Here is a 19,217-nt window from a genome sequence, read left to right as displayed (position 1 = left end):
CAGGACAGAGCGACGAAACCGCGCCAGATTCGACATGCATCAGGAGCCGTGCCATGCAAGACCGCCCAGTCATCAAGACCGCCATCCCGAAACGCCGCTATCAGATCGGCAGCCACAGCGCCTCGCTGCTCGGCGAGATCGAGAGCGGCGACGGCCGTGCCTATCGATACATCCTTGCCTTTGTGCCCCAAGGGCAACGCGAGCCCGTCTTCTATGTCTGTGTCGAGCCAAGCCCGCCCGCCGAGCGTGCCGACGGCGCCTACCGGCTCGGTATCGTCGGCGAGGTCATGTCGGAGGTGGTGGATACGGACGATCGCTGGGGCGATCTGGACGCCTTCGCCGAGCAGGCACTCAAGCTGGGCCAGCAGGCGCTCGGGCTGCAGCAGGCATCCGTCGTCCGATTGATGTGATCCGGGCGCCTTTGAGGCGAATTCCGGAAACCGTTATGCCGAGCTGCGCACCGGAACGCTCCCTGCCGGCGGCCGTTGTGCTTCCTATCGTCAGTACAACCTACGGGTAGGGAATTTTTCGGAGATCGCCCGAAGTCCGTTCGCATGGCGTGGATCACACACCGCGGGCGACCGCGCAGATCGCCATCCGCGGCCGGAGATTCACAGCGTTTCCACCTCGAAGCCGACCAGTGCGCAGCGCTCGCGACTGAATTCGATCCCGATCTGGTGGATTGGCTGACCCAGGGCGCGGTATTTATCCGCGTAGCCGCGGTCCTTGATTTGTTGGAGCGCTCGCCCGTCCGGTACCAGCTCGACGACTTTGAATTCAAACAGCCAGATGCAGTCGTTGAACTTCAGGGTCAGGTCGATACGGCCTTGGCTGCTCGTCTCCTCCGGGGTTAGGTCCAAGCCCAGCGCGGCCAGATGGCTGTAGAAGACGCTCGCATAGTAGCCCTCGAAACGGGCGATCGGATTGCCGGTGTGCCAGGGATAGGGGATAGACGCGAAGAGGCTTTCGAGATGGGCGCGCAAGGCCGCGAAGTCGCCGGCGACGAGCACGTCGTAGAGCCGACTGACGGCCCGATCGGCCTGCATGGGGTCGCCCATCAAGCCTTTCAGGAGGGCGTCGTTGTCCTTGATGACCGAATAGAGATCGCGCAGTCCGTCGCGGAGCTCACGCGCGGTCTTCGCGTCGCTCAGGTTGTCGAGGATCGGCTTGTCGTATTCGTCCACCAGCACCACGGCGCGTTTGCCGGTGGCGGCATGGGCCAGCGCGAGCAACTCGGCAAAACAACCCACGACGTCCGTGTTGTCGCGACAGGCCAGGCCAAGCGCGCGTTGGTTGCGGGACAAGAGATCCAGGATCCGCTGATCGAGCTCGACGCGATCGCGCACCACACCCCCGCCGAAGCTGATCCGAATGACCGGATAAGGGGTTGTCCAGTCCCAATGCGGATGGATCGCGAGCCCTCGAAACAAGGGCTCGTTGCCGGCGAAGAGCTCCGCGAGGGTATCGATCAGCAGCGACTTGCCGAAGCGCCGCGGGCGCGACAGGAAATACTGGCTGCCCTCGTCGACCAACTGGCGGATGAAGGCGGTCTTGTCGACATAATAAAAATCATCCTCCCGAATCTTGGCGAAGGTCTGGATCCCGATCGGCAGTTTACGGCGGTGCATGGCGGACCTCGACGGCGCGAAACCGACTGGATTCTTAGCCGAACCATCTTCATAGATAAGGTGATTTCCAAGAATAGGCACCCCGACTGCGCATGCCTGGAAGGCATCGAGTCCCTTAAGCCGCAAGTTTTGAGCAAACCGTCCCAGAAATTTTTGTTGTCGTTGTCGTGTTCGTCCGGAATCCGATTGCGACAACGACAACGACAACGAGTAGAGCCTTCGACCACTTTTCTTGGTTTCGGCTCTGCCGGTAGATCCTTTCCCGGAAATCAACTAAGAACCCGCTTCGGCTTCGGCCTCGGACTCCAGACCGAGGATGAAGTCCCATTGCTCGGGCGTGACCGGCATGACGGAGAGCCGATTACCGTTGCGCACGAGCGGAAAGCCGGCGAGCGCACCCTCGGCGTGCGCCTTGAGCTCGGCGAGCGAGATGGTGCGTTTCAAATGGCGCACGTACCGGACCTCCACCAGATACCACCGCGGTTTTTCCGGATCGCTCTTGGGGTCGAAATACTTGGCCTCCGGATCGAAGGCGGTGCTGTCGGGATAGGCCTCGCTTGCCACCTCGGCGATTCCGACCACGCCCGGCACGGCACAGTTGGAGTGATAGAAGAGGATGTGGTCGCCCGGACGCATCGCGTCGCGCAGCATGTTGCGGGCCTGATAGTTGCGCACCCCGTCCCAGGGCTCGGTCCGGTCGGGGCGTGCGGCCAAGTCGTCGAGACCGAAGGCGTCCGGCTCGGATTTCATCAGCCAATAGCTCATCCTGTCGTGTCCTGATTGGGCATCGCGTGACGGGGCTTAAACCGCGTCCAGAGCGAGATGCTCACTTTCGCGTGAGTTCGACGTTTGGTGCATCCGCAGCTTGTAGCGGGGACGCGGTTCAAAACCATCCATTTTTTAATCTCTTAAACCGCGCAGGCTCCAGCGGTCGTCAAATCTGCCGGGGCCGACCCCACCCAAAAACATCGCATACCGCACCGGGCGCGGTTTAAGTGCGTGCCTGCTCCGCTTCCGCCAGCAGATGTTTGAAGTTGGCGAGTCGCCGCGGGTCGATTAGGCCCGCTGCGACGGCGCCGTGGATGGCGCAGTCGGGCTCCTGGTCATGTCGGCAGTCGGCGAATCGGCAGTGTCCGATGTAGGGGCGGAGGTCGCAAAACCCTTGTTGCAGGGCATCGCGGTCGAGCGGGCCGGTGCGGAAGCTGCGCACTCCGGGCGAGTCGATCAAGGCGCCGTCGGCGGGCAACCGATAGCAGGTGGCCGCCGAGGTGGTGTGGCGGCCGAGTCCGGTCGCCTTGGAAAGTCGACCGATCTGGATCTCGCGGTCCGGCAGCAGCACTTTGACCAAGGATGATTTGCCGACGCCGGACTGGCCCACCAGGATGCTCGTTTGCCCGCTGAGATGGCCGAAGAGTGCAGTCAGGGTGTCCGGTTCGCGCAGACTGGTCCAGAGGAGGGGATAACCGATCGCCGCATAGTGGGCGAAGCGCTCCTGAAACGCCGCACGCTCGGTCGCGTCGAGCAGGTCCATCTTGTTGGCCACGATGATGGCCTGGACACCCATGGTCTCCGCCGCAACCAGATACTGATCGATCAGATAGTCGCTCGGCTCCGGCCGCGGGGCGATCAGGATCACCAGGCGCGTCAGATTGGCCGCCAATGGCTTGTCGCGACCGCCGAAGTCGGGGCGACTCAGCAGGGTTTGCCGCGTCAGGATGGCGGTGACAACACCTTGGTTGTCCGCGGTGCGTTGCCAGACCACGCGATCCCCGCAGACCGGATGACCGATGTTCTGACGCGACAGACAATGGGTGATGTCGCCGTCGGCGTCCTCGACCGCCAGATTGGCACCGTGTCGGACGACCACCCGGCCCTCCGTAGGCAGCGGCTCGCCTTCGATCTCGGATAAGGCGTTGTCAACGCGCGAGGCGAGGCGCTGGCGGCGGCGGTCCTGGATGGTTTGGATCCGCTCGATCTGGCGTCCGGACAGCCGCCGTTTCGTCACCGGCTCAGCGCTCGAAACTGTAGAAGTGATGATTTAGATAGGCGGCCACGTCCTTGATGTCTTCATCGAACCACCGCAGCCCGAGCGCGGTCTCGCAGCGTTGTACCTGACGCTCGAGTCCGTCGATCGAGGTGACCATGCGCCCCTCGCGCGTGTAGATCTCGCTGCCGTGGCAGCTCAGACAGTTTTCTTCGTAGAGCTCCCCGGCGTTCTCGCTGGGTTGCGCCTGTGCCGCGACCGAACCGAGGCCGAGAAGCGCGGCTGTGGTCACGCCAAGGAGTATGGACTGGATCTTCATGAAAGAGACTCCGGAGGATTGTTGGAAAACAACAAGGCGATTTCGGCCGTCTGCGGCATTCTGCTCGATTCCGCCAATGTCTCGCCGGACAGGTTCAAGGGTCGCCAGCAGGCGGGAAGGCCGCTACCCTACCCGATCATGGTGTCGACCGCCGTGTTAGACCAGGCGGTCGGCTTACCCGTTGACGGATTGCAGGAGAGCAGGCATTTGACCAAGAACGAGAATAATCTGATCTGGCTCGATCTCGAGATGACGGGGCTCGACCCCGCGACCGATCGCATCCTCGAGATCGCGACCATGATCACCGACAGCGATCTTCGCATCCTGGCCGAGGGTCCCGTCGTTGCGATCCATCAGCCCGAGGCCGTTCTTGCGGGCATGGACGACTGGAATCGCGACCATCACGGCCGCTCCGGCCTGCTCGATCGGGTACGCGCGAGCACGCAGAGCGTATCCCATGCCGAATCGACGACCCTGCGCTTCCTCGCGGATTTCGTCCCGGCCGGCGCCTCGCCCTTGTGCGGAAACAGCATCTGTCAGGACCGGCGCTTCCTCGCGCTCTGGATGCCGAAGCTCGAGGCCTACTGCCACTATCGAAATCTGGACGTGAGCACGCTCAAGATCCTCGCGCAACGCTGGGCGCCCGACGTGGCGAGTGCCTTCAAGAAAGAATCGCGACACCTAGCCCTCGACGATATCCGCGAGTCGATCGACGAGCTGAAACATTATCGCACGCATCTTTTGCGGGCGGTTTAAATCGCGCCCGGTGCTGTATGCGTCATGTGGTGGAGTGGATTGGCCGCGTCAGCTCCGATGACTGTCGGAGCTGGCGCGGTTTAAAGTATTCAAAAAATCAAATTCTAAACCGCGTCTCACCGGGATCGAGGATATCTCCGAAGCCAAACGCACAATGAAAACGACGCATGTCGCTCTGGACGCGGTTTAACCGATCCACCGGAGCGCCCAGCCGACATGCTCCCGAATCAGGGCGTCGGGATGGTCTGCACGGGCGCTCAGGGCCTGTTTGACCTCGGGTGAGGAGGGTGCGTTGCCGAGCGCGACGGCGATGTTTCGCAGCCAGCGGATGTGGCCGATGCGACGGATCGCGGAGCCTTGCGTTCGGTCGAGAAAGGTCGACTCGTCCCAGCCGAAGACCTCGACCAGCGAGGCCGTATCCAGTCCGTGGCGTGCTTGAAAATCCGGCTCTGCGGCGAGCCGCGCGAAGCGATTCCAGGGACAGACCAACTGACAGTCGTCGCAGCCGTAGATGCGGTTGCCCATCAGCGGGCGGAGCGGCTCCGGGATGCTTCCGGCGTGCTCGATCGTCAGGTAGGAGATGCATAAGCGGGCATCCAGCGCGTAGGGCGCGACGATCGCACGGGTCGGACAGACCTCGATGCAGGCCCGACAGCGGCCGCAGTGATCGGCAATCGGGGTATCGATCGGCAGTGCGAGATCGGTGTAAATCTCGCCGAGGAAGAACCAGGAGCCGGCCTTGGGGTGGACGAGGTTGGTATGCTTGCCGATCCAGCCGAGCCCGGCCTTCGCGGCCAAGGGTTTCTCCAAGACGGGCGCGGAGTCGACGAAGACCCGGTAGCCGAAGGGGCCGATTTCGGCGAGGATATGCTCGGCGAGGCGTTGCAGTCGCCGTCTGAGCAGCTTGTGATAGTCGCGGCCCAGTGCGTAGCGCGAGATGAAGGCGCGCGGCGGCTCCTCGAGCGCGGCCTGCATCGCTTGGTGCGACTCGGGCAGATAGTCCATCCGCACCGAGATCACCCGAACCGTGCCGGGCACCAGCTCGGCCGGGCGCGAGCGCTTCAGCCCGTGTCGGGCCATGTAATCCATGGTGCCGTGACGGCCTTCGGCCAGCCAGCTCAGCAGGCGCGACTCGGCCGACGCAAGGTCGGTGTCGGTGATCCCGACCTGTTGGAAGCCGAGCTCCAAACCCCGGCGCTTGATGCGGGCGACAAGCTCGGCGGGCGGAATCATTCGGGATCGTCGTGCCTCGGCGATTGCGGATTCCCGAAGGATAGACCGCATCCTGAGCCGACTCGAACGCTTTGTTCGGGGATGGCGCCATCGAGCAAACCCATCAACCACATCGGGATCCATGAACGCCGATCGTCTGACGATATTCAGCTTTATCGACGTGATCCGCGTCCTGCGCGATGTCGCTTGCGTCGCCTGCAATCGAGCCCGCGCGGGAGCATCACATGTCATCCCCTACGCGGATTAACCCGATGCCCGACCGCGATCGCCTGCCGCATGCGCTCTATCGCGCCGAGCAGGTGCGTAGCCTCGACCGCTGCGCGATCGAGCAGCACGGCATCCCGGGTATCGCGCTGATGAACCGGGCCGGGGAGGTCGCCTATCGGATCCTGCGTGAACGTTGGCCCGATGCGCGCGATCTCACGGTGCTCGTCGGTGTCGGCAACAACGGCGGAGACGGCTATGTGATCGCGCGCTTGGCGCGGGCCGAAGGTCTGGGCGTGCGCCTGCTGCAGCTCGGAGATCCGCAGCGTGTGACGGGCGATGCGGCCATCAGTCGCGATGCCTGGCGCGACGCGGGTGGGACGATCGAGCCTTATCGGGGACTGCCGCGGCGCTCGGATGTCCTGGTCGATGCCGTTCTCGGGACCGGGCTGGAACGGCCGGTCGAGGGGCTCTGGGCCGAGGCGATTCAGGCCCTCGACCACCAGCGCGCGCCGGTGCTCGCCGTCGACATCCCGTCGGGTCTGCATGCCGATACCGGGCAGGTCATGGGAGGGGCGGTGCGTGCGGATGTCACGGTCAGCTTCATCGGACTCAAGCAAGGTCTCTTCATCGGGGCCGGACCCGAGTACTGCGGCGCGATCCGTTTCAGCGCGCTGTCGATCCCGGCCCGGGTCTATTCCGGCGAGGTGGCCTCGGCGCGGCGCATCGACTGGGAACAGCAGTCGGCGCGTTTCGGGCGACGTCCCCGCACCGCGCACAAGGGCACCTTCGGACACCTGCTGGTGATCGGCGGCGCACCCGGCCTGTCCGGTGCCGTGCGTCTCTCGGGCGAGGCCGCACTGCGGGCCGGTGCCGGATTGGTCACGATCGCCACGCATCCGGCACATGCCGCTTGGCTGAATCTCTCGCGTCCCGAGCTGATGGTGTCGTCGGTCGAGACCTCGGCCGACCTCGCTCCCCTAATCGCGCGGGCCGATGTCGTCGCGATCGGCCCCGGTTTGGGTCGCGAGGCGTGGGGCCGCAATCTTTGGACTGACGTGCTTGGCCTCGGCATGCCGACGGTCGTCGATGCCGACGCCTTGAACCTCCTCGCCGAGGCCCCCCGCTCGGGGCCGGATTGGGTGCTGACACCACACCCGGGCGAGGCGGCGCGCCTGCTCGGGACCGGCGTTGCGCAGATCGAGCAGGATCGTCCGGCCGCCGTGCACGCGCTGCAGGGTCGCTACGGCGGTGTCGTCGTCCTGAAAGGCGCGGGGACCCTGATCCGGAGCGATCCGGCGCGCCCGCTTGCGGTCTGCAGCGACGGCAACCCCGGGATGGCGACCGCCGGCTCCGGAGATGTCTTGACCGGGATCATCGGCGCCCTGCGCGCTCAGGGTCTCGATGCGGAGGAGGCCGCCTGTGCCGGCGTCTGTCTGCACGCGGCCGCAGGTGATCGGGCCGCGCGGATGGGCGAGCGCGGGCTCATTGCGAGCGATATCATCGACGCCCTTCGCCCGGTGGCCAATCGCGTGACCGCAGTGCAGGAGGACTCATGATCGAGCAATGGCTGCCCGATCCCGAGGCGCAACTCGCCTTCGGGGCGCGGCTCGCGGCGCTCTTGCCGCCGTGTCTGATCGTCTATCTCGAGGGTGATCTCGGGACCGGCAAAACGACCCTGACCCGGGGTGTTCTCGCGGGGCTCGGTCATGGCGGTGCCGTGCGTAGCCCGACCTACACCCTGCTCGAACCCTACGAGATCGGGGAGCGGCGGCTCTATCATCTTGATCTCTATCGCCTCGGAGATCCGCAGGAGCTCGAGTATCTGGGTCTGCGCGATCTGCTCGCCGAGGATGCCGTCTGGATGGTGGAGTGGCCCGAGCGCGGTCTCGGGATGCTGCCGCCGCCCGATCTCGTCATCGCGATCGCATACGTCCCGAACGGCCGACATCTGTTTCTCTCGGCCCGGACGGCGTCGGGAGAGTCCGTGCTGGAGGCGCTGGCCGGGCGCGGTTCCGCGGACTCGGCGCGTTGCGCATCGCCTGAGAAGTCGGATGTAATCCGATGATGCAGCATGGAAAGCCGTTGCTCGGTATGTTATCGTTCAACGCACGATCGATCGGATCGGGAGCAACCGGAAGGCCGTGCTCGTGAATAGGCTGATCTCTCCGCTTCTTCTCCTCTTGCTTACGGTTTCGGCGCAGTGCGTCTGCGCGGAGCAGGCGTCGGTGCAGGGTACGCGGGTCTGGACGGATCCGGAGAAGACCCGGTTGGTCTTCGAGACCTCCTCGGCGATCACACACCGGATCTTCCCGCTGGACGAGCCGGATCGTCTCGTCATCGACCTCGACGATGCCGCCATGCAGAGTCATCTACCGAAGGTCGATCTCGGGGATGCCGTCCTCATCGGCCTGCGCGGCGGCGTGCGGGGCGGATCGCATCTGCGTCTCGTCCTGGATCTCAAACAGCCGGTACAGGCCAAGAGCTTTGCGCTGAGCCCGAACGAGCGCTACGGACATCGGCTGGTGATCGATCTGACGCCGAAGGACGGTTCGAGTGTCCGACGCGTCGCGCTTCCCTCATTTCCGAATTCGGCTCTTCGCAAAGGGGAGAAGCGGCCTGGTCGCGGGTCGTCCATTATGATCGCCATCGACGCCGGTCACGGCGGCGAGGATCCCGGGGCCATCGGTGCTGCAGGAACCCTGGAGAAGGACGTTACCCTTGCGGTCGCGCGTGAGCTCGCCAAGCTCGTCGACCGCGAGCCGGGGCTCGAGGCGCTGATGATTCGCGACGGCGATTACTATGTCGGGCTGCGGGAACGCATCGCGATCGCGCGCGAGGGACAGGCCGATCTTTTCGTTTCGATCCATGCCGATGCCTTCTCCAACGCGAAAGCCAAAGGCTCCTCGGTCTACACCCTGTCCTACGGCGGGGCGAGCAGCGAGGCGGCGAAATGGCTGGCGAATCGCGAGAACAGTGCGGATCAGATCGGTGGCGTCGATTTCTCGACCGGCGACGATCTACTGGCAAACGTACTCATGGACATGACGCAGAACGCGACCATCGAGCACAGCACCGAGGCCGCGGCCATGGTCCTCGCCAATCTCGGTCGAGTGGGCGTGGTCCATCGCGGCGATGTCCAGCGCGGTGGGTTCGCTGTCCTCAAGGCGCCGGACGTGCCCTCGATCTTGGTCGAGACCGCCTTCATCAGCAACCCCGACGATGAAAAGCGGCTGCGCGATCGTGGTCACCAGCGGGAGCTCGCCGAGGCGATTTTGGCCGGCGTGCTGGGGTACTTTCGCAAGTATCCGCCTCGCGGGATGCTTGTCGATGCCTCTCCGCAGGGCGGCGGAGGCGGGCGCGAATACGTCATCGGTCCGGGCGATACCCTGTCCGGGATCGCCAAGCGGCACAGCGTGAGCATCTCGGCCTTGAGGGCCCGCAACGGCCTGAACGACGACATGATCCGGGTCGGGCAGGTGTTGGCGATTCCGGAGGATTCGTGAGCCGGGACCTTCCATCCGCCAGCCGCCAGCCTTTAGCTATCAGCTATCAGCCATCAACCATCAACTGTCCGCCGTAGGTTGTGCCGAGCCGTGCGAGGCACAATGAACAGTCGGCGCAAGTTGTGCCTCCTGTCGTCAGCACAACCTACGGCTAATAGCTGACAGCTGACAGCTGATAGCTGATAGCAGGAGGCAGGAGGCAGGAGGCAGGAGGCAGGAGGCACGCCGCAGGCTACCGGAAGCTCCCCTTGCTCGCGCCCCGCGCTTCTGTTCCCATCCGCGCATGTCCAAGCCGATCCGTATCCTCTCCAGTCATCTCGTCAACCAGATCGCCGCAGGCGAGGTCGTCGAGCGTCCGGCCTCGGTCGCCAAGGAGCTGATCGAGAACAGTCTCGATGCCGGGTGCACGCGCGTGGAGATCGACGTGGAGCGCGGGGGCATCAAGCGGCTGCGTGTGCGTGACGACGGGCGCGGCATCCCGCCGGATGAGTTGGTGCTGGCGCTCTCGCGTCATGCCACCAGCAAGGTCGCCGATTTGAGCGATCTGGAGGCGGTCTCTACCCTGGGGTTCCGTGGCGAGGCATTGCCGAGCATCGCCTCGGTGAGCCGCTTGCGTTTGATCTCGCGCAGCCGCGACGAGCCGACGGCCCTCGAGGTCACGGTCGGCAGCGACGGGGTCTTGGACGAGCCGCGTCCGGCGGCGCATCCGCCCGGGACCAGCGTGGATGTCCAGGATCTCTTCTACAACACCCCGGCACGTCGCAAGTTTCTGCGCACCGAGAAGACCGAGCTCGGCCATCTGGAGCAGGTGGTGAGGCGCATCGCCTTGGCGCGGCCCGAGATCGACTTCCAGTTGCGTCACAATGGCAGGACGGTCTACGACCTGCCGGCCGCGGCCGACGATGCGGGGCAGCGCGCCCGTCTCGCGACCTTGCTCGGAGGCGCCTTCGCCGAGCACGCCTTGACCCTGGACGAGGAGGCCGTGGATCTGCGCCTGTGGGGTTGGGTGGTGCGTCCGGCGTTCTCCCGTAGTCAGGCCGATCAGCAGTTCTTCTACGTCAACGGCCGCATGGTGCGCGACAAACTGGTGAGCCACGCGGTGCGCCAAGCCTTCAGCGATCTGCTCCATCACGGTCGGCATCCCGCCTATCTGTTGTTCCTGGAGTTGCCCGCACGAACGGTCGACTGCAATGTCCATCCGTCCAAGCACGAGGTGCGCTTCCGGGAAGGTCGGCAGGTCCACGACTTCATCTTTCGGGTGCTTCAGCGGCGTCTCTCGGCCGGGGTGCTCGGCGAGCCGCAGTCAACGGCCGAGATGGCGAGCGCGTTCGTGCCGGGTCGGCTGCCGCGGGCCGAGGACGAGCCGGAAGCCCGTCTCGGGGGCGTTTCGGGGCCCACCCTGCACCTGCCGCTGGGCGTCGGCGACGGGCGGGGCGGGTATGCCGAGCGTTTGCGTGCCGATCTGGCGTTTCAGCAACCGCCGCCTGCGGGGGACCGGATCGACGTCGCGGCGGACGGCGCAAACCGAGACGACGGCGGGGCGCACCCGCTCGGTTACGCCGTCGCACAGATCAACGGGGTCTATCTCTTGGCCCAAACCCCCGACGGCCTGATCATCGTCGATATGCATGCGGCCCACGAGCGGATCGGCTACGAGCGGTTAAAGGCGAGCTGGCGCTCCGGCGCGGTGATTCGCCAGCCGCTGCTGGTCCCGGTGCCCGTCTCGGTGGCTCCGCGCGAGGCCGAGCTGATCGCATCCCGGGCCGATGACCTGGCCGCGCTGGGCTTGGTCATCGACCGCATCGATTCCGGCACCTTGGTGGTGCGGGAGGTCCCGGCACTGTTGCGACAGGCCGATCACGAGGGCTTGGTGCGCGATCTTCTCTCGGATCTGGCCGTCCACGGCAGCAGCGCCCGACTCGACGAGGCCGTCAACGCGGTCCTTTCCACCATGGCCTGTCATGGTGCCGTGCGGGCCAATCGACGCCTGACCCTGGAGGAGATGAACGGATTGCTTCGCGACATGGAGCATGCCGAGCGGATCGACCAATGCAACCACGGCCGTCCGACCTGGATCCGCGTGGGTTACGACGAGCTCGATCGTTGGTTCTCGCGCGGGCGCTGATCGAGGGGCACATCTTTTGACCGACTCATCAGACGGACCCGCTGCCGCGGAATCGAAGGACGCGTCCGGGCAACGTCCCCTCGCCATCCTGCTCATGGGTCCGACCGCGTCCGGCAAGACGGATCTGGCCGTTGAGCTGGTGCAGCGTCTGCCGTGCGAGATCATCAGTGTCGATTCGGCGATGGTCTACCGCGGCATGGACATCGGCACGGCCAAGCCGACGCCGGACGTGTTGTCTCATGCGCCGCATCACTTGATCGATATCCTGGAGCCCACCGAGGCATACTCGACCGCGCGCTTCCGTGAAGACGCACTCGCGGCGATGGCGCAGATCAGCGCGCGGGGCCGGATTCCGCTTCTGGTCGGCGGCACCATGCTCTATTTCAGGGCTCTGCAGCAGGGCCTGGCCCGACTGCCGAGCGCGGATCCGCTGCTCCGCCAAGCCCTGTCCGACGAGGCCGCCGTCATCGGCTGGTCCGCGATGCACGCGCGACTGGGGCGACTGGACCCGCAGGCGGCGGCGCGGATTCACCCCAACGATCCGCAGCGCATTCAGCGTGCGTTGGAGGTTCACGCCCTGACGGGCCGATCGCTGAGCGCGCTGATCGCCTCGGCCACCGCGAGCGCCGATCTGCCGTATCGTCTCCTCAAAATGGTGCGCGCCCCGGCGGATCGCGAATCGCTGCGCGAGCGCATCGCCTGGCGCTTCCGCACGATGCTGGACCAGGGGTTGGTGGAGGAGGTCGCGCGTCTGCGGGCGCGCGGCGATCTTACCGCGGATCTGCCGTCGATGCGTTCGGTCGGGTATCGTCAGGTCTGGAGCTATCTCGACGGCGTGCTCGACGCCGAGGAGATGGGTCTGACAGGCATCGTCGCGTCCAGACAACTCGCCAAGCGTCAGCTGACCTGGCTGCGTGCCGAGACGGCGACTCATTGGCTCGCGGATGATCCGGATCCGCTCGACGCGGCGCTGCGTCTGATCCGGATGGTCCGATCAACGGCGCGTCATCGGTCCTGATACGCAACTCGGATGAGTCTTCGCAACGCATTGAACGCGCCGTGCGTTCCGCTGTCTCCATCCAGTCGGTCCGATCGCTGGGCTGTCTGGCGTTGGCGTCCGATGCATGGCACTCTATTTGCATTCCTTTGCGTTCAGAGACGTACGCGTGTTGCGGTGATCACCTCGACGTCGTGTTTTCTTCGGCGAGGATCGGAGCGATGCGCGGCGGTATGGTGTAAGTGCAGCGTTTCGACGACACTTAACCGCGTCCAGAGCGACATGCGTCGTTGTGATTGTGCGTTTGGCTTCGGAGATCTCTTCGATCCTGGTGAGACGCGGTTTAGAATTTAGTATTTTGTATACTTTAAACCGCGCCAACTCCGACATTCGTCGGAGCTGGCACAGCCAAACCAGTCCAGCAAATGACGCATACGGCACCTGGTGCGGTTTAAACGAGGCTTTTTCGGCGGGTCTGCCTGTCCCGGCTGCTGTCCTGCCTGCTCCACCCCCGGCTTGATTGGCAGCGATCACAGCCAGACACTTTTTGCCGGGCAACACTAGCCGACCACAACAATAAGGAGTTACTCCATGTCTAAAGGCCAAAGCCTCCAAGACCCTTTTCTGAACGCCTTGAGGAAGGAACGCGTACCCGTGTCCATCTTTCTGGTCAACGGGATCAAATTGCAGGGCCAGATCGAATCCTTCGATCAGTTCGTCGTGTTGTTGAAAAACAACGTCAGCCAGATGATTTACAAGCATGCGATATCCACCGTCGTGCCCGCGAGAAACGTCAAGCTCCCACCGGCCGAAGGGGTGCTGCCGGAGCCGGGCAACACATGAGCGCGAGGCAGCCGTAATCGGCCCGCGCGCGGACCTTCGTCGCCGCGAAGGAGGTTGCCGTGTTTGAGCGCCCGAGCGCCGGCGAGCGCGCTGTTTTGGTGCACCTGGACATCGGCTCGACCGCCGAGCCCGACGAGCGAGAGGAGTTTCGGCGCCTGGCGGTCGCCGCGGGTGCGGAGGTCGTCGGCACCTTGGGCGGCTCGCGCTCGGCGCCCGATCCGAAGCTTTTTATCGGAACCGGCAAGTGCGACGAGCTGATCGCGCTGGTCGCGGGCACGGGAGCGGAGCTGGTGATCTTCAACCATCCGCTCTCACCCGGCCAGGAGCGCAATCTAGAGCGCCTGCTCAAATGCCGTGTGGTGGATCGCTCGGGTCTGATTCTCGACATCTTCGCGCAGCGTGCGCGTTCTTTCGAGGGCAAGCTACAGGTCGAGCTTGCGCAGCTCAAGCACATGTCGACCCGGCTGGTGCGCGGATGGACGCACTTGGAGCGCCAAAAGGGCGGCATCGGTCTGCGCGGACCCGGCGAGACCCAGCTCGAGACCGACCGGCGGCTGCTGTCCAAACGGATGACCCTGCTCGATCGTCGCCTGGACCGTATTCAGGTGCAACGCGCCCAAGGGCGCAAGGCGCGCGACAAGGCCGAGCTGCCGGTGCTCTCGCTCGTAGGCTACACCAACGCGGGCAAGTCCACGCTCTTCAACTGTTTGACCGAGGCCGGCGTCTTTCAGGCCGATCAACTCTTCGCGACCTTGGACCCGACCTTGCGACGACTGACACTTCCCGATGGCGGTCGGGTGCTCGTGGCCGATACGGTCGGCTTCGTCGGTCGGCTCCCGCATGAGTTGGTGGCGGCGTTCCGCTCGACGCTCGAAGAGACGCGCAGTGCTGCGCTGTTGCTCCATGTCGTGGAGGCATCGGCGCCGCATCGGGCCCGTCTCGCGGCCGACGTGGAGCAGGTGCTCGCCGAGATCGGCAGCGACGAGATCCCGCGCCTGGATGTCTACAACAAGGTTGATCTGCTCCCCGACGAGGCGCCGCGAATCGAACGGGATTCGGTCGGATTGCCCAGCCGCGTCTGGCTGTCTGCGCAGACGGGCGCCGGGGTCGATCTGTTGTTGCAGGCGATCTCCGAGTGGCTGGGGCGCGACCGGATTCGCTGCTCGCTCGATCTCGAGCCGAGTGAAGGGCGCCTGCGCGCTTGGTTGTTCGAGCATGCGCAGATCATCTCGGACGTGCCCAAACAGGCGGGGGGTTGGTCGATGGATCTCATCATTGGGCGACCGGATCGGGAGCGTCTTGCAGCCAGGAATACGCGGTTTTCGGAGGACAAAGAAGATGCTTGACGGTCGATCCGGAAACTCCCGCGACAATGGTTTCGAATCGCCCCGGCGGCGCGATGCGGCCCGGCTCGCCCGCCCGAGCGCTGAGCGCCGTTTGCCCTCGGCCGCCTCGTTCACCTAAACTTGCACATCTTGCCGATCAGTCTCGGTTGCATCTTTGCTTGATATCGTTGCGCTTCGTCGGCACTCTGAAGAGAGCGTGCGAGGGCTCTGGCTTATGGACTGCGTAACGACGATCGTGCGCACATCATTCGCGGTCCGCAAATGCGTTGCGGGAGCGCCTCCCAAACCACTATCAACAGTCGAATTCGACAGACGGAGAAGCTATGGCCTGGAACGAGCCAGGTGGCGGTAACAAAGACCCTTGGAGCGGCAAGGGCGGCGGCGAGCAGGGTCCTCCCGATCTCGACGAGGTCGTGAGAAAACTTCAGGAGCGACTCGGCGGACTGTTCGGCGGCAATAAACCTTCAGGCGGCGGCGCCTCCGGCGGGGGCGGCGGATTCAATCTGCCGGGCGGGGATTTCAGCTCGCGGGCCGTCGGGATCATCGCCGGCATCCTGCTGGTCATCTGGCTGGCAACCGGCATCTACATCGTCGAGCCTGCCGAGCGAGGTGTCGTGACGCGCTTCGGCGCCTACGTCGACACGACCGGCCCCGGTCCACACTGGCATGTACCCTGGCCATTCGAATCGGTCGTCAAGGTCAATGTCGATGAAATCTCGACCTTCAGCCACTCCGCCTCGATGCTGACCCAGGACGAAAACATCGTCGATGTGGAGCTCACCGTTCAATCCCGCATCCAGGATGCGGGCGACTACCTGTTCCAAGTCGCCGACCCGGATCAGACCCTACGTGACGCCACCGTGACGGTCGTCCGTGTCACCGTCGGCGGGAGCAAGCTCGACTTCGTCATGACGGAAGGTCGCGGCGAGGTTGCCGTCACCATCCAGGAGCGCGTGCAGGCCCTGATGGACCAGTACCAAACCGGACTTCTGGTCACCTCCGTGAACATGCAGCCGGCAAAACCGCCGGAGCAGGTTAAGGCCGCGTTCGACGACGCCATCAAGGCGCGCGAGGACAAAGAGCGGTTGGAGAATCAGGCCGAGGCCTATGCCAACGAGGTCCTTCCGCAGGCCCGCGGCGAGGCCGCTCGGATCATCGCCGACGCTCGCGCCTACCGTGATCAGGTCATCGCGAGGTCCGAGGGTGAGACGGCGCGCTTCACAGCGATCCTGACCGAGTACCTGATGGCCCCGGAGGTCACGCGACAACGCCTCTACTTGGAAACGATGGAGCAGGTCTTAGGTGATAGCAACAAGGTCATCATCGATGTGGAAGACGGCGGCAATAGCCTCCTCTACCTGCCGATCGACCAACTGATGAAACAGCGGCCGGGTTCGGCAGCGCTCGCGAAGCCGGAGCCGTCGGCCCCTGCCGTTGCAGCGGAGGCAGCCGAGGGTCCGCAGCGCTCGGTCGACCGTGATCGGAGGGTGCGGTAATGAGTAAGCTGAAAACCTTTTTGCCGCTTGGTCTGGCTGGTCTCGTGATCGCAGTCTATGCGTTCACCTTCGTCGTGCAGCAGTACGAGGTGGCGATCAAGCTGCGCCTCGGTCAGATCGTCGGAGACGACTATCGGCCCGGGCTACACTTCAAGGTTCCCGTCCTCAACAACATCAAGATGTTCGATCGACGAATCCAAACGATGGATGCTCGCCCGGAACGTTTCCTGACGATCGAGAAGAAGGACGTTATCGTCGACTCCTACACCAAGTGGCGCATCTCCAACGCGGCGCAGTTCTTCCGTTCGACCGGCGGCAACGTGGCGCGAACCTCACGTCTCTTGTCGGAACGCGTCAACACGAGCCTGCGCAACGAGTTCGGCAAACGCACGATCCAGGAGGTCGTCTCGGACGATCGTCTTGCTCTGATGGCCTTGCTGACCAAGGAGGTGAACGAGAACGCTCAGGATCTCGGGATCGAGGTCGTCGACGTGCGTGTCAAGAAGATCGACCTGCCGCCCGAGGTCAGCGAATCCGTTTACTCGCGAATGCGTGCCGAGCGTGAGCGGGTCGCCAGGGATCTGCGGGCGCAGGGCGGCGAGGCTGCCGAGCGTATCCGCGCCGATGCGGATCGCCAGCGAACGGTCATCGTGGCCGAAGCCTTTCGCGAGTCCGAAGAGACGCGAGGCGAGGGTGACGCGCGGGCATCGCAGATCTTCGCCAACGCCTTCAACCAGGATCGCGAGTTCTACGCCTTCTTCCGCAGTTTAAGCGCGTATCGATCGTCACTCGGGCAGGAGCGCGACGTGATGGTGCTGGAACCGGACTCGGATTTCTTCCGGTTCTTCCGCGATCCAGCCGGGAATTGATCCCGGGCCTTCGGGTCTGACCGAACGCCTCGGATTTCCGAGGCGTTCTTGTCTGGATGCTCGTAAAATTTCCTGCAGGTCCGCGCGACGTCGATCGGAGCGCCGTCGCGCGACTCGCGTTGGACAAATGCGCCGTCGTCTGAAAAGATGCCCGCTTTTGACCGATGCGCACCTTCAAGGCGCACTCGGATCCGAATCGGGTGTTTCGGAGTCACGTGTTGCTGCATGATGTCTTGGTCGCGGTTGCGCTTGTGCTGGTCATCGAAGGCATTTGGCCCTTTCTGAGTCCGGACGGGTTTCGACGTGTTCTCCTGCTGCTCGCCGCCGAGGACAAACGCGCACTGCGGATTGCCGGCCTGGCCAGCATGCTGTCCGGTGTCGGCCTGCTGTATCTGGTCAACTGATGCCCTTCGTCCGAGGTGCGTCGCTGGTTGATCGAAGAAGTAACGTGTCAGAAATGAGTTGAGCACAGAATCGTTGTCGTTGTCGGACTCGCTCGTAACATCGGCCAACCAAAACTCCAGTCGCTCGTGACACCCGCTCTGCGGTGTCACGCATGCCCGGCGGCGCTCTGCGCCACGTGCCACGGTGGCCGGAGCTATGAGCAAGGCCGCGTTCTCGATTACGATTACGACAACGATCACCGTGGCAAGGGTATTCTCTCGTCGAGTTGTTTTGCTGATTTCTGAACCCTTCCCAACCGGGGCTACTGAACGCATGAACGAGGAACGCTGGCTGCTGCCGGCCGGGATCGACGAGGTACTGCCTGCGCAGGCGCGGGTCATGGAGACGCTGCGGCGCGAGCTGTTGGATCTCTATGCGAGCTGGGGCTACGAGCTCGTTATCCCGCCCTTCATCGACTATCTCGAGTCGCTCCTGACCGGAACCGGTCAGGATCTCGACCTTCAAACCTTCAAGCTGACCGACCAGCTCAGCGGGCGCCTGCTCGGCGTGCGTGCCGACATGACCCCGCAGGTCGCCCGGATCGACGCTCACCATCTCCGACGTGATGCACCGACTCGGTTGTGTTATCTCGGGACCGTTCTGCATACCCGCAGCGACGGATTCGCCGGCACGCGCAGCCCTTTGCAGATCGGCGCCGAGATCTACGGGCACTCGGGGATCGAGAGCGATACCGAGATCCTGCGTCTGATCATGCTGACCTTGCGGGCCGCCGGGATTCGCGAGACCTACCTGGATCTGGGGCACGTCGGCATCTATCGCGGTCTCGCCCGGCAAGCCGGATTGTCGCCGGCCGGGGAGCACGCGCTGTTCGATGCACTGCAGCGCAAGGCCGTCCCCGAGATCGAGAGACTGATCGCGGAGCTTGGCCTCGGCGGCGCTCCGGCGCGCATGCTGTCCGCCTTGGCCGAGCTCAACGGGTCGGATGCGCTCACGCGTGCCGAAATACTCTTGCGCGACGCCGATCGTCCGGTACGCGCGGCGGTCGACGACCTGCGCCGACTCGCCGACGAGCTCGGTCGCTGGCTCCCCGATGTTTCCATCCATTACGATCTGGCGGAGCTGCGCGGTTACCGGTATAAGACAGGAGCGGTTTTTGCCGCCTTCGTTCCCGGCTGGGGTCTGGAGATCGCGCGCGGCGGGCGTTACGACGACATCGGACGCGTCTTCGGCCGAGCACGTCCCGCGGTCGGGTTCAGTACGGATTTGAAGGAGTTGCTGCGCCACGGGCAACGCGCCGACACGAGCGACGCGGCGATCTACGCGCCTTGGTCGGCCGCGCCGGCGTTGCAGGAGGCCATCGATCGGCTCCGTGCCTCCGGGCGGCGCGTGATCCATGCGCTCCCCGGGCTCGCGCAGGATCTGCGCGATCCGGGCTGCCGGCAGGCGCTGGTCGAACGTGACGGGCGTTGGGAACTAGACGATATCCTCGCGGAGTAGATGACTAAA

At 64.3% G+C, this 19,217-nt stretch carries 18 protein-coding genes; 13 read left to right on the top strand and 5 right to left on the bottom strand.

What is annotated here, in order from left to right:
- The first annotated feature begins 53 nt into the window (after nt 1-53).
- Nucleotides 54-410 (top strand): hypothetical protein, encoded by a 357-nt coding sequence (locus AADX97_RS04290; RefSeq protein ID WP_374232166.1) that lies wholly within the window; start codon nt 54-56, stop codon nt 408-410.
- 201 nt (nt 411-611) lie between these two features.
- Here AADX97_RS04290 and AADX97_RS04285 read toward each other — a convergent pair whose 3' ends face one another.
- The 4 genes from AADX97_RS04285 to AADX97_RS04270 all read right to left on the bottom strand — a co-directional run bounded on the left by AADX97_RS04285 (nt 612) and on the right by AADX97_RS04270 (nt 3,931).
- On the bottom strand, nt 612-1,628 hold the full coding sequence (locus AADX97_RS04285; protein ID WP_374232165.1) for an AAA family ATPase: 1,017 nt from the start codon (nt 1,626-1,628) through the stop codon (nt 612-614).
- A gap of 273 nt (nt 1,629-1,901) precedes the next feature.
- Nucleotides 1,902-2,393, bottom strand: coding sequence for an EVE domain-containing protein (locus AADX97_RS04280; protein WP_374232164.1), 492 nt, complete (start codon nt 2,391-2,393; stop codon nt 1,902-1,904).
- Between the two features lie 226 nt (nt 2,394-2,619).
- Entirely contained in the window at nt 2,620-3,633 is a 1,014-nt protein-coding gene (gene rsgA, locus AADX97_RS04275; protein ID WP_374232163.1) for a ribosome small subunit-dependent GTPase A, read from the bottom strand.
- A 4-nt stretch (nt 3,634-3,637) separates the two neighbouring features.
- Entirely contained in the window at nt 3,638-3,931 is a 294-nt protein-coding gene (locus tag AADX97_RS04270) for a cytochrome c (protein WP_374232162.1), read from the bottom strand.
- A gap of 207 nt (nt 3,932-4,138) precedes the next feature.
- On the opposite strand from AADX97_RS04270, the gene orn reads away from it, so the two are divergent.
- A complete protein-coding gene (gene orn / locus AADX97_RS04265; RefSeq protein ID WP_374232266.1) occupies nt 4,139-4,687 on the top strand; it encodes an oligoribonuclease in 549 nt (182 codons plus the stop codon).
- A gap of 186 nt (nt 4,688-4,873) precedes the next feature.
- Here the strand turns inward: orn and queG are convergent, their stop codons facing one another.
- A complete protein-coding gene (gene queG, locus AADX97_RS04260; protein WP_374232161.1) occupies nt 4,874-5,920 on the bottom strand; it encodes a tRNA epoxyqueuosine(34) reductase QueG in 1,047 nt (348 codons plus the stop codon).
- A gap of 251 nt (nt 5,921-6,171) precedes the next feature.
- Here queG and AADX97_RS04255 point away from each other — a divergent pair, with 251 nt between their 5' ends.
- The 11 genes from AADX97_RS04255 to AADX97_RS04205 all read left to right on the top strand — a co-directional run bounded on the left by AADX97_RS04255 (nt 6,172) and on the right by AADX97_RS04205 (nt 19,208).
- Nucleotides 6,172-7,683 carry an NAD(P)H-hydrate dehydratase gene (locus tag AADX97_RS04255; protein ID WP_374232160.1) on the top strand — a complete coding sequence of 504 codons (1,512 nt, stop codon included), beginning with the start codon at nt 6,172-6,174 and terminating at the stop codon, nt 7,681-7,683.
- Nucleotides 7,680-8,192 (top strand): tRNA (adenosine(37)-N6)-threonylcarbamoyltransferase complex ATPase subunit type 1 TsaE, encoded by a 513-nt coding sequence (tsaE, locus tag AADX97_RS04250; RefSeq protein WP_374232159.1) that lies wholly within the window; start codon nt 7,680-7,682, stop codon nt 8,190-8,192. Before AADX97_RS04255 ends, tsaE begins: the two co-directional genes overlap by 4 nt.
- Nucleotides 8,193-8,268: 76 nt before the next feature.
- On the top strand, nt 8,269-9,630 hold the full coding sequence (locus AADX97_RS04245) for an N-acetylmuramoyl-L-alanine amidase (protein WP_374232158.1): 1,362 nt from the start codon (nt 8,269-8,271) through the stop codon (nt 9,628-9,630).
- Between the two features lie 283 nt (nt 9,631-9,913).
- Nucleotides 9,914-11,755 (top strand): DNA mismatch repair endonuclease MutL, encoded by a 1,842-nt coding sequence (gene mutL, locus AADX97_RS04240; RefSeq protein WP_374232157.1) that lies wholly within the window; start codon nt 9,914-9,916, stop codon nt 11,753-11,755.
- A 94-nt stretch (nt 11,756-11,849) separates the two neighbouring features.
- On the top strand, nt 11,850-12,773 hold the full coding sequence (miaA, locus tag AADX97_RS04235; RefSeq protein WP_374232265.1) for a tRNA (adenosine(37)-N6)-dimethylallyltransferase MiaA: 924 nt from the start codon (nt 11,850-11,852) through the stop codon (nt 12,771-12,773).
- A 570-nt stretch (nt 12,774-13,343) separates the two neighbouring features.
- Nucleotides 13,344-13,595, top strand: coding sequence for an RNA chaperone Hfq (gene hfq / locus AADX97_RS04230; protein WP_120798804.1), 252 nt, complete (start codon nt 13,344-13,346; stop codon nt 13,593-13,595).
- Nucleotides 13,596-13,654: 59 nt separating this feature from the next.
- Nucleotides 13,655-14,941 carry a ribosome rescue GTPase HflX gene (hflX, locus tag AADX97_RS04225; RefSeq protein WP_374232156.1) on the top strand — a complete coding sequence of 429 codons (1,287 nt, stop codon included), beginning with the start codon at nt 13,655-13,657 and terminating at the stop codon, nt 14,939-14,941.
- 323 nt (nt 14,942-15,264) lie between these two features.
- Entirely contained in the window at nt 15,265-16,437 is a 1,173-nt protein-coding gene (hflK, locus tag AADX97_RS04220; RefSeq protein ID WP_374232155.1) for an FtsH protease activity modulator HflK, read from the top strand.
- Nucleotides 16,437-17,306, top strand: coding sequence for a protease modulator HflC (gene hflC / locus AADX97_RS04215; protein WP_374232154.1), 870 nt, complete (start codon nt 16,437-16,439; stop codon nt 17,304-17,306). Before hflK ends, hflC begins: the two co-directional genes overlap by 1 nt.
- A 164-nt stretch (nt 17,307-17,470) precedes the next feature.
- A complete protein-coding gene (locus tag AADX97_RS04210; RefSeq protein ID WP_374232153.1) occupies nt 17,471-17,710 on the top strand; it encodes a DUF2065 domain-containing protein in 240 nt (79 codons plus the stop codon).
- A 313-nt stretch (nt 17,711-18,023) separates the two neighbouring features.
- Nucleotides 18,024-19,208, top strand: coding sequence for an ATP phosphoribosyltransferase regulatory subunit (locus tag AADX97_RS04205; RefSeq protein WP_374232152.1), 1,185 nt, complete (start codon nt 18,024-18,026; stop codon nt 19,206-19,208).
- Nucleotides 19,209-19,217: the final 9 nt, after the last annotated feature.

The sequence above is a fragment of the Thiocapsa sp. C2-2m genome (assembly GCF_041903745.1).
In the GTDB taxonomy this organism is placed as follows: Bacteria; Pseudomonadota; Gammaproteobacteria; order Chromatiales; family Chromatiaceae; genus Thiocapsa; species Thiocapsa roseilacustris.
Note: the sequence above shows the minus strand (reverse complement) of the source record. Positions and strands in the feature narration are given on the sequence as shown.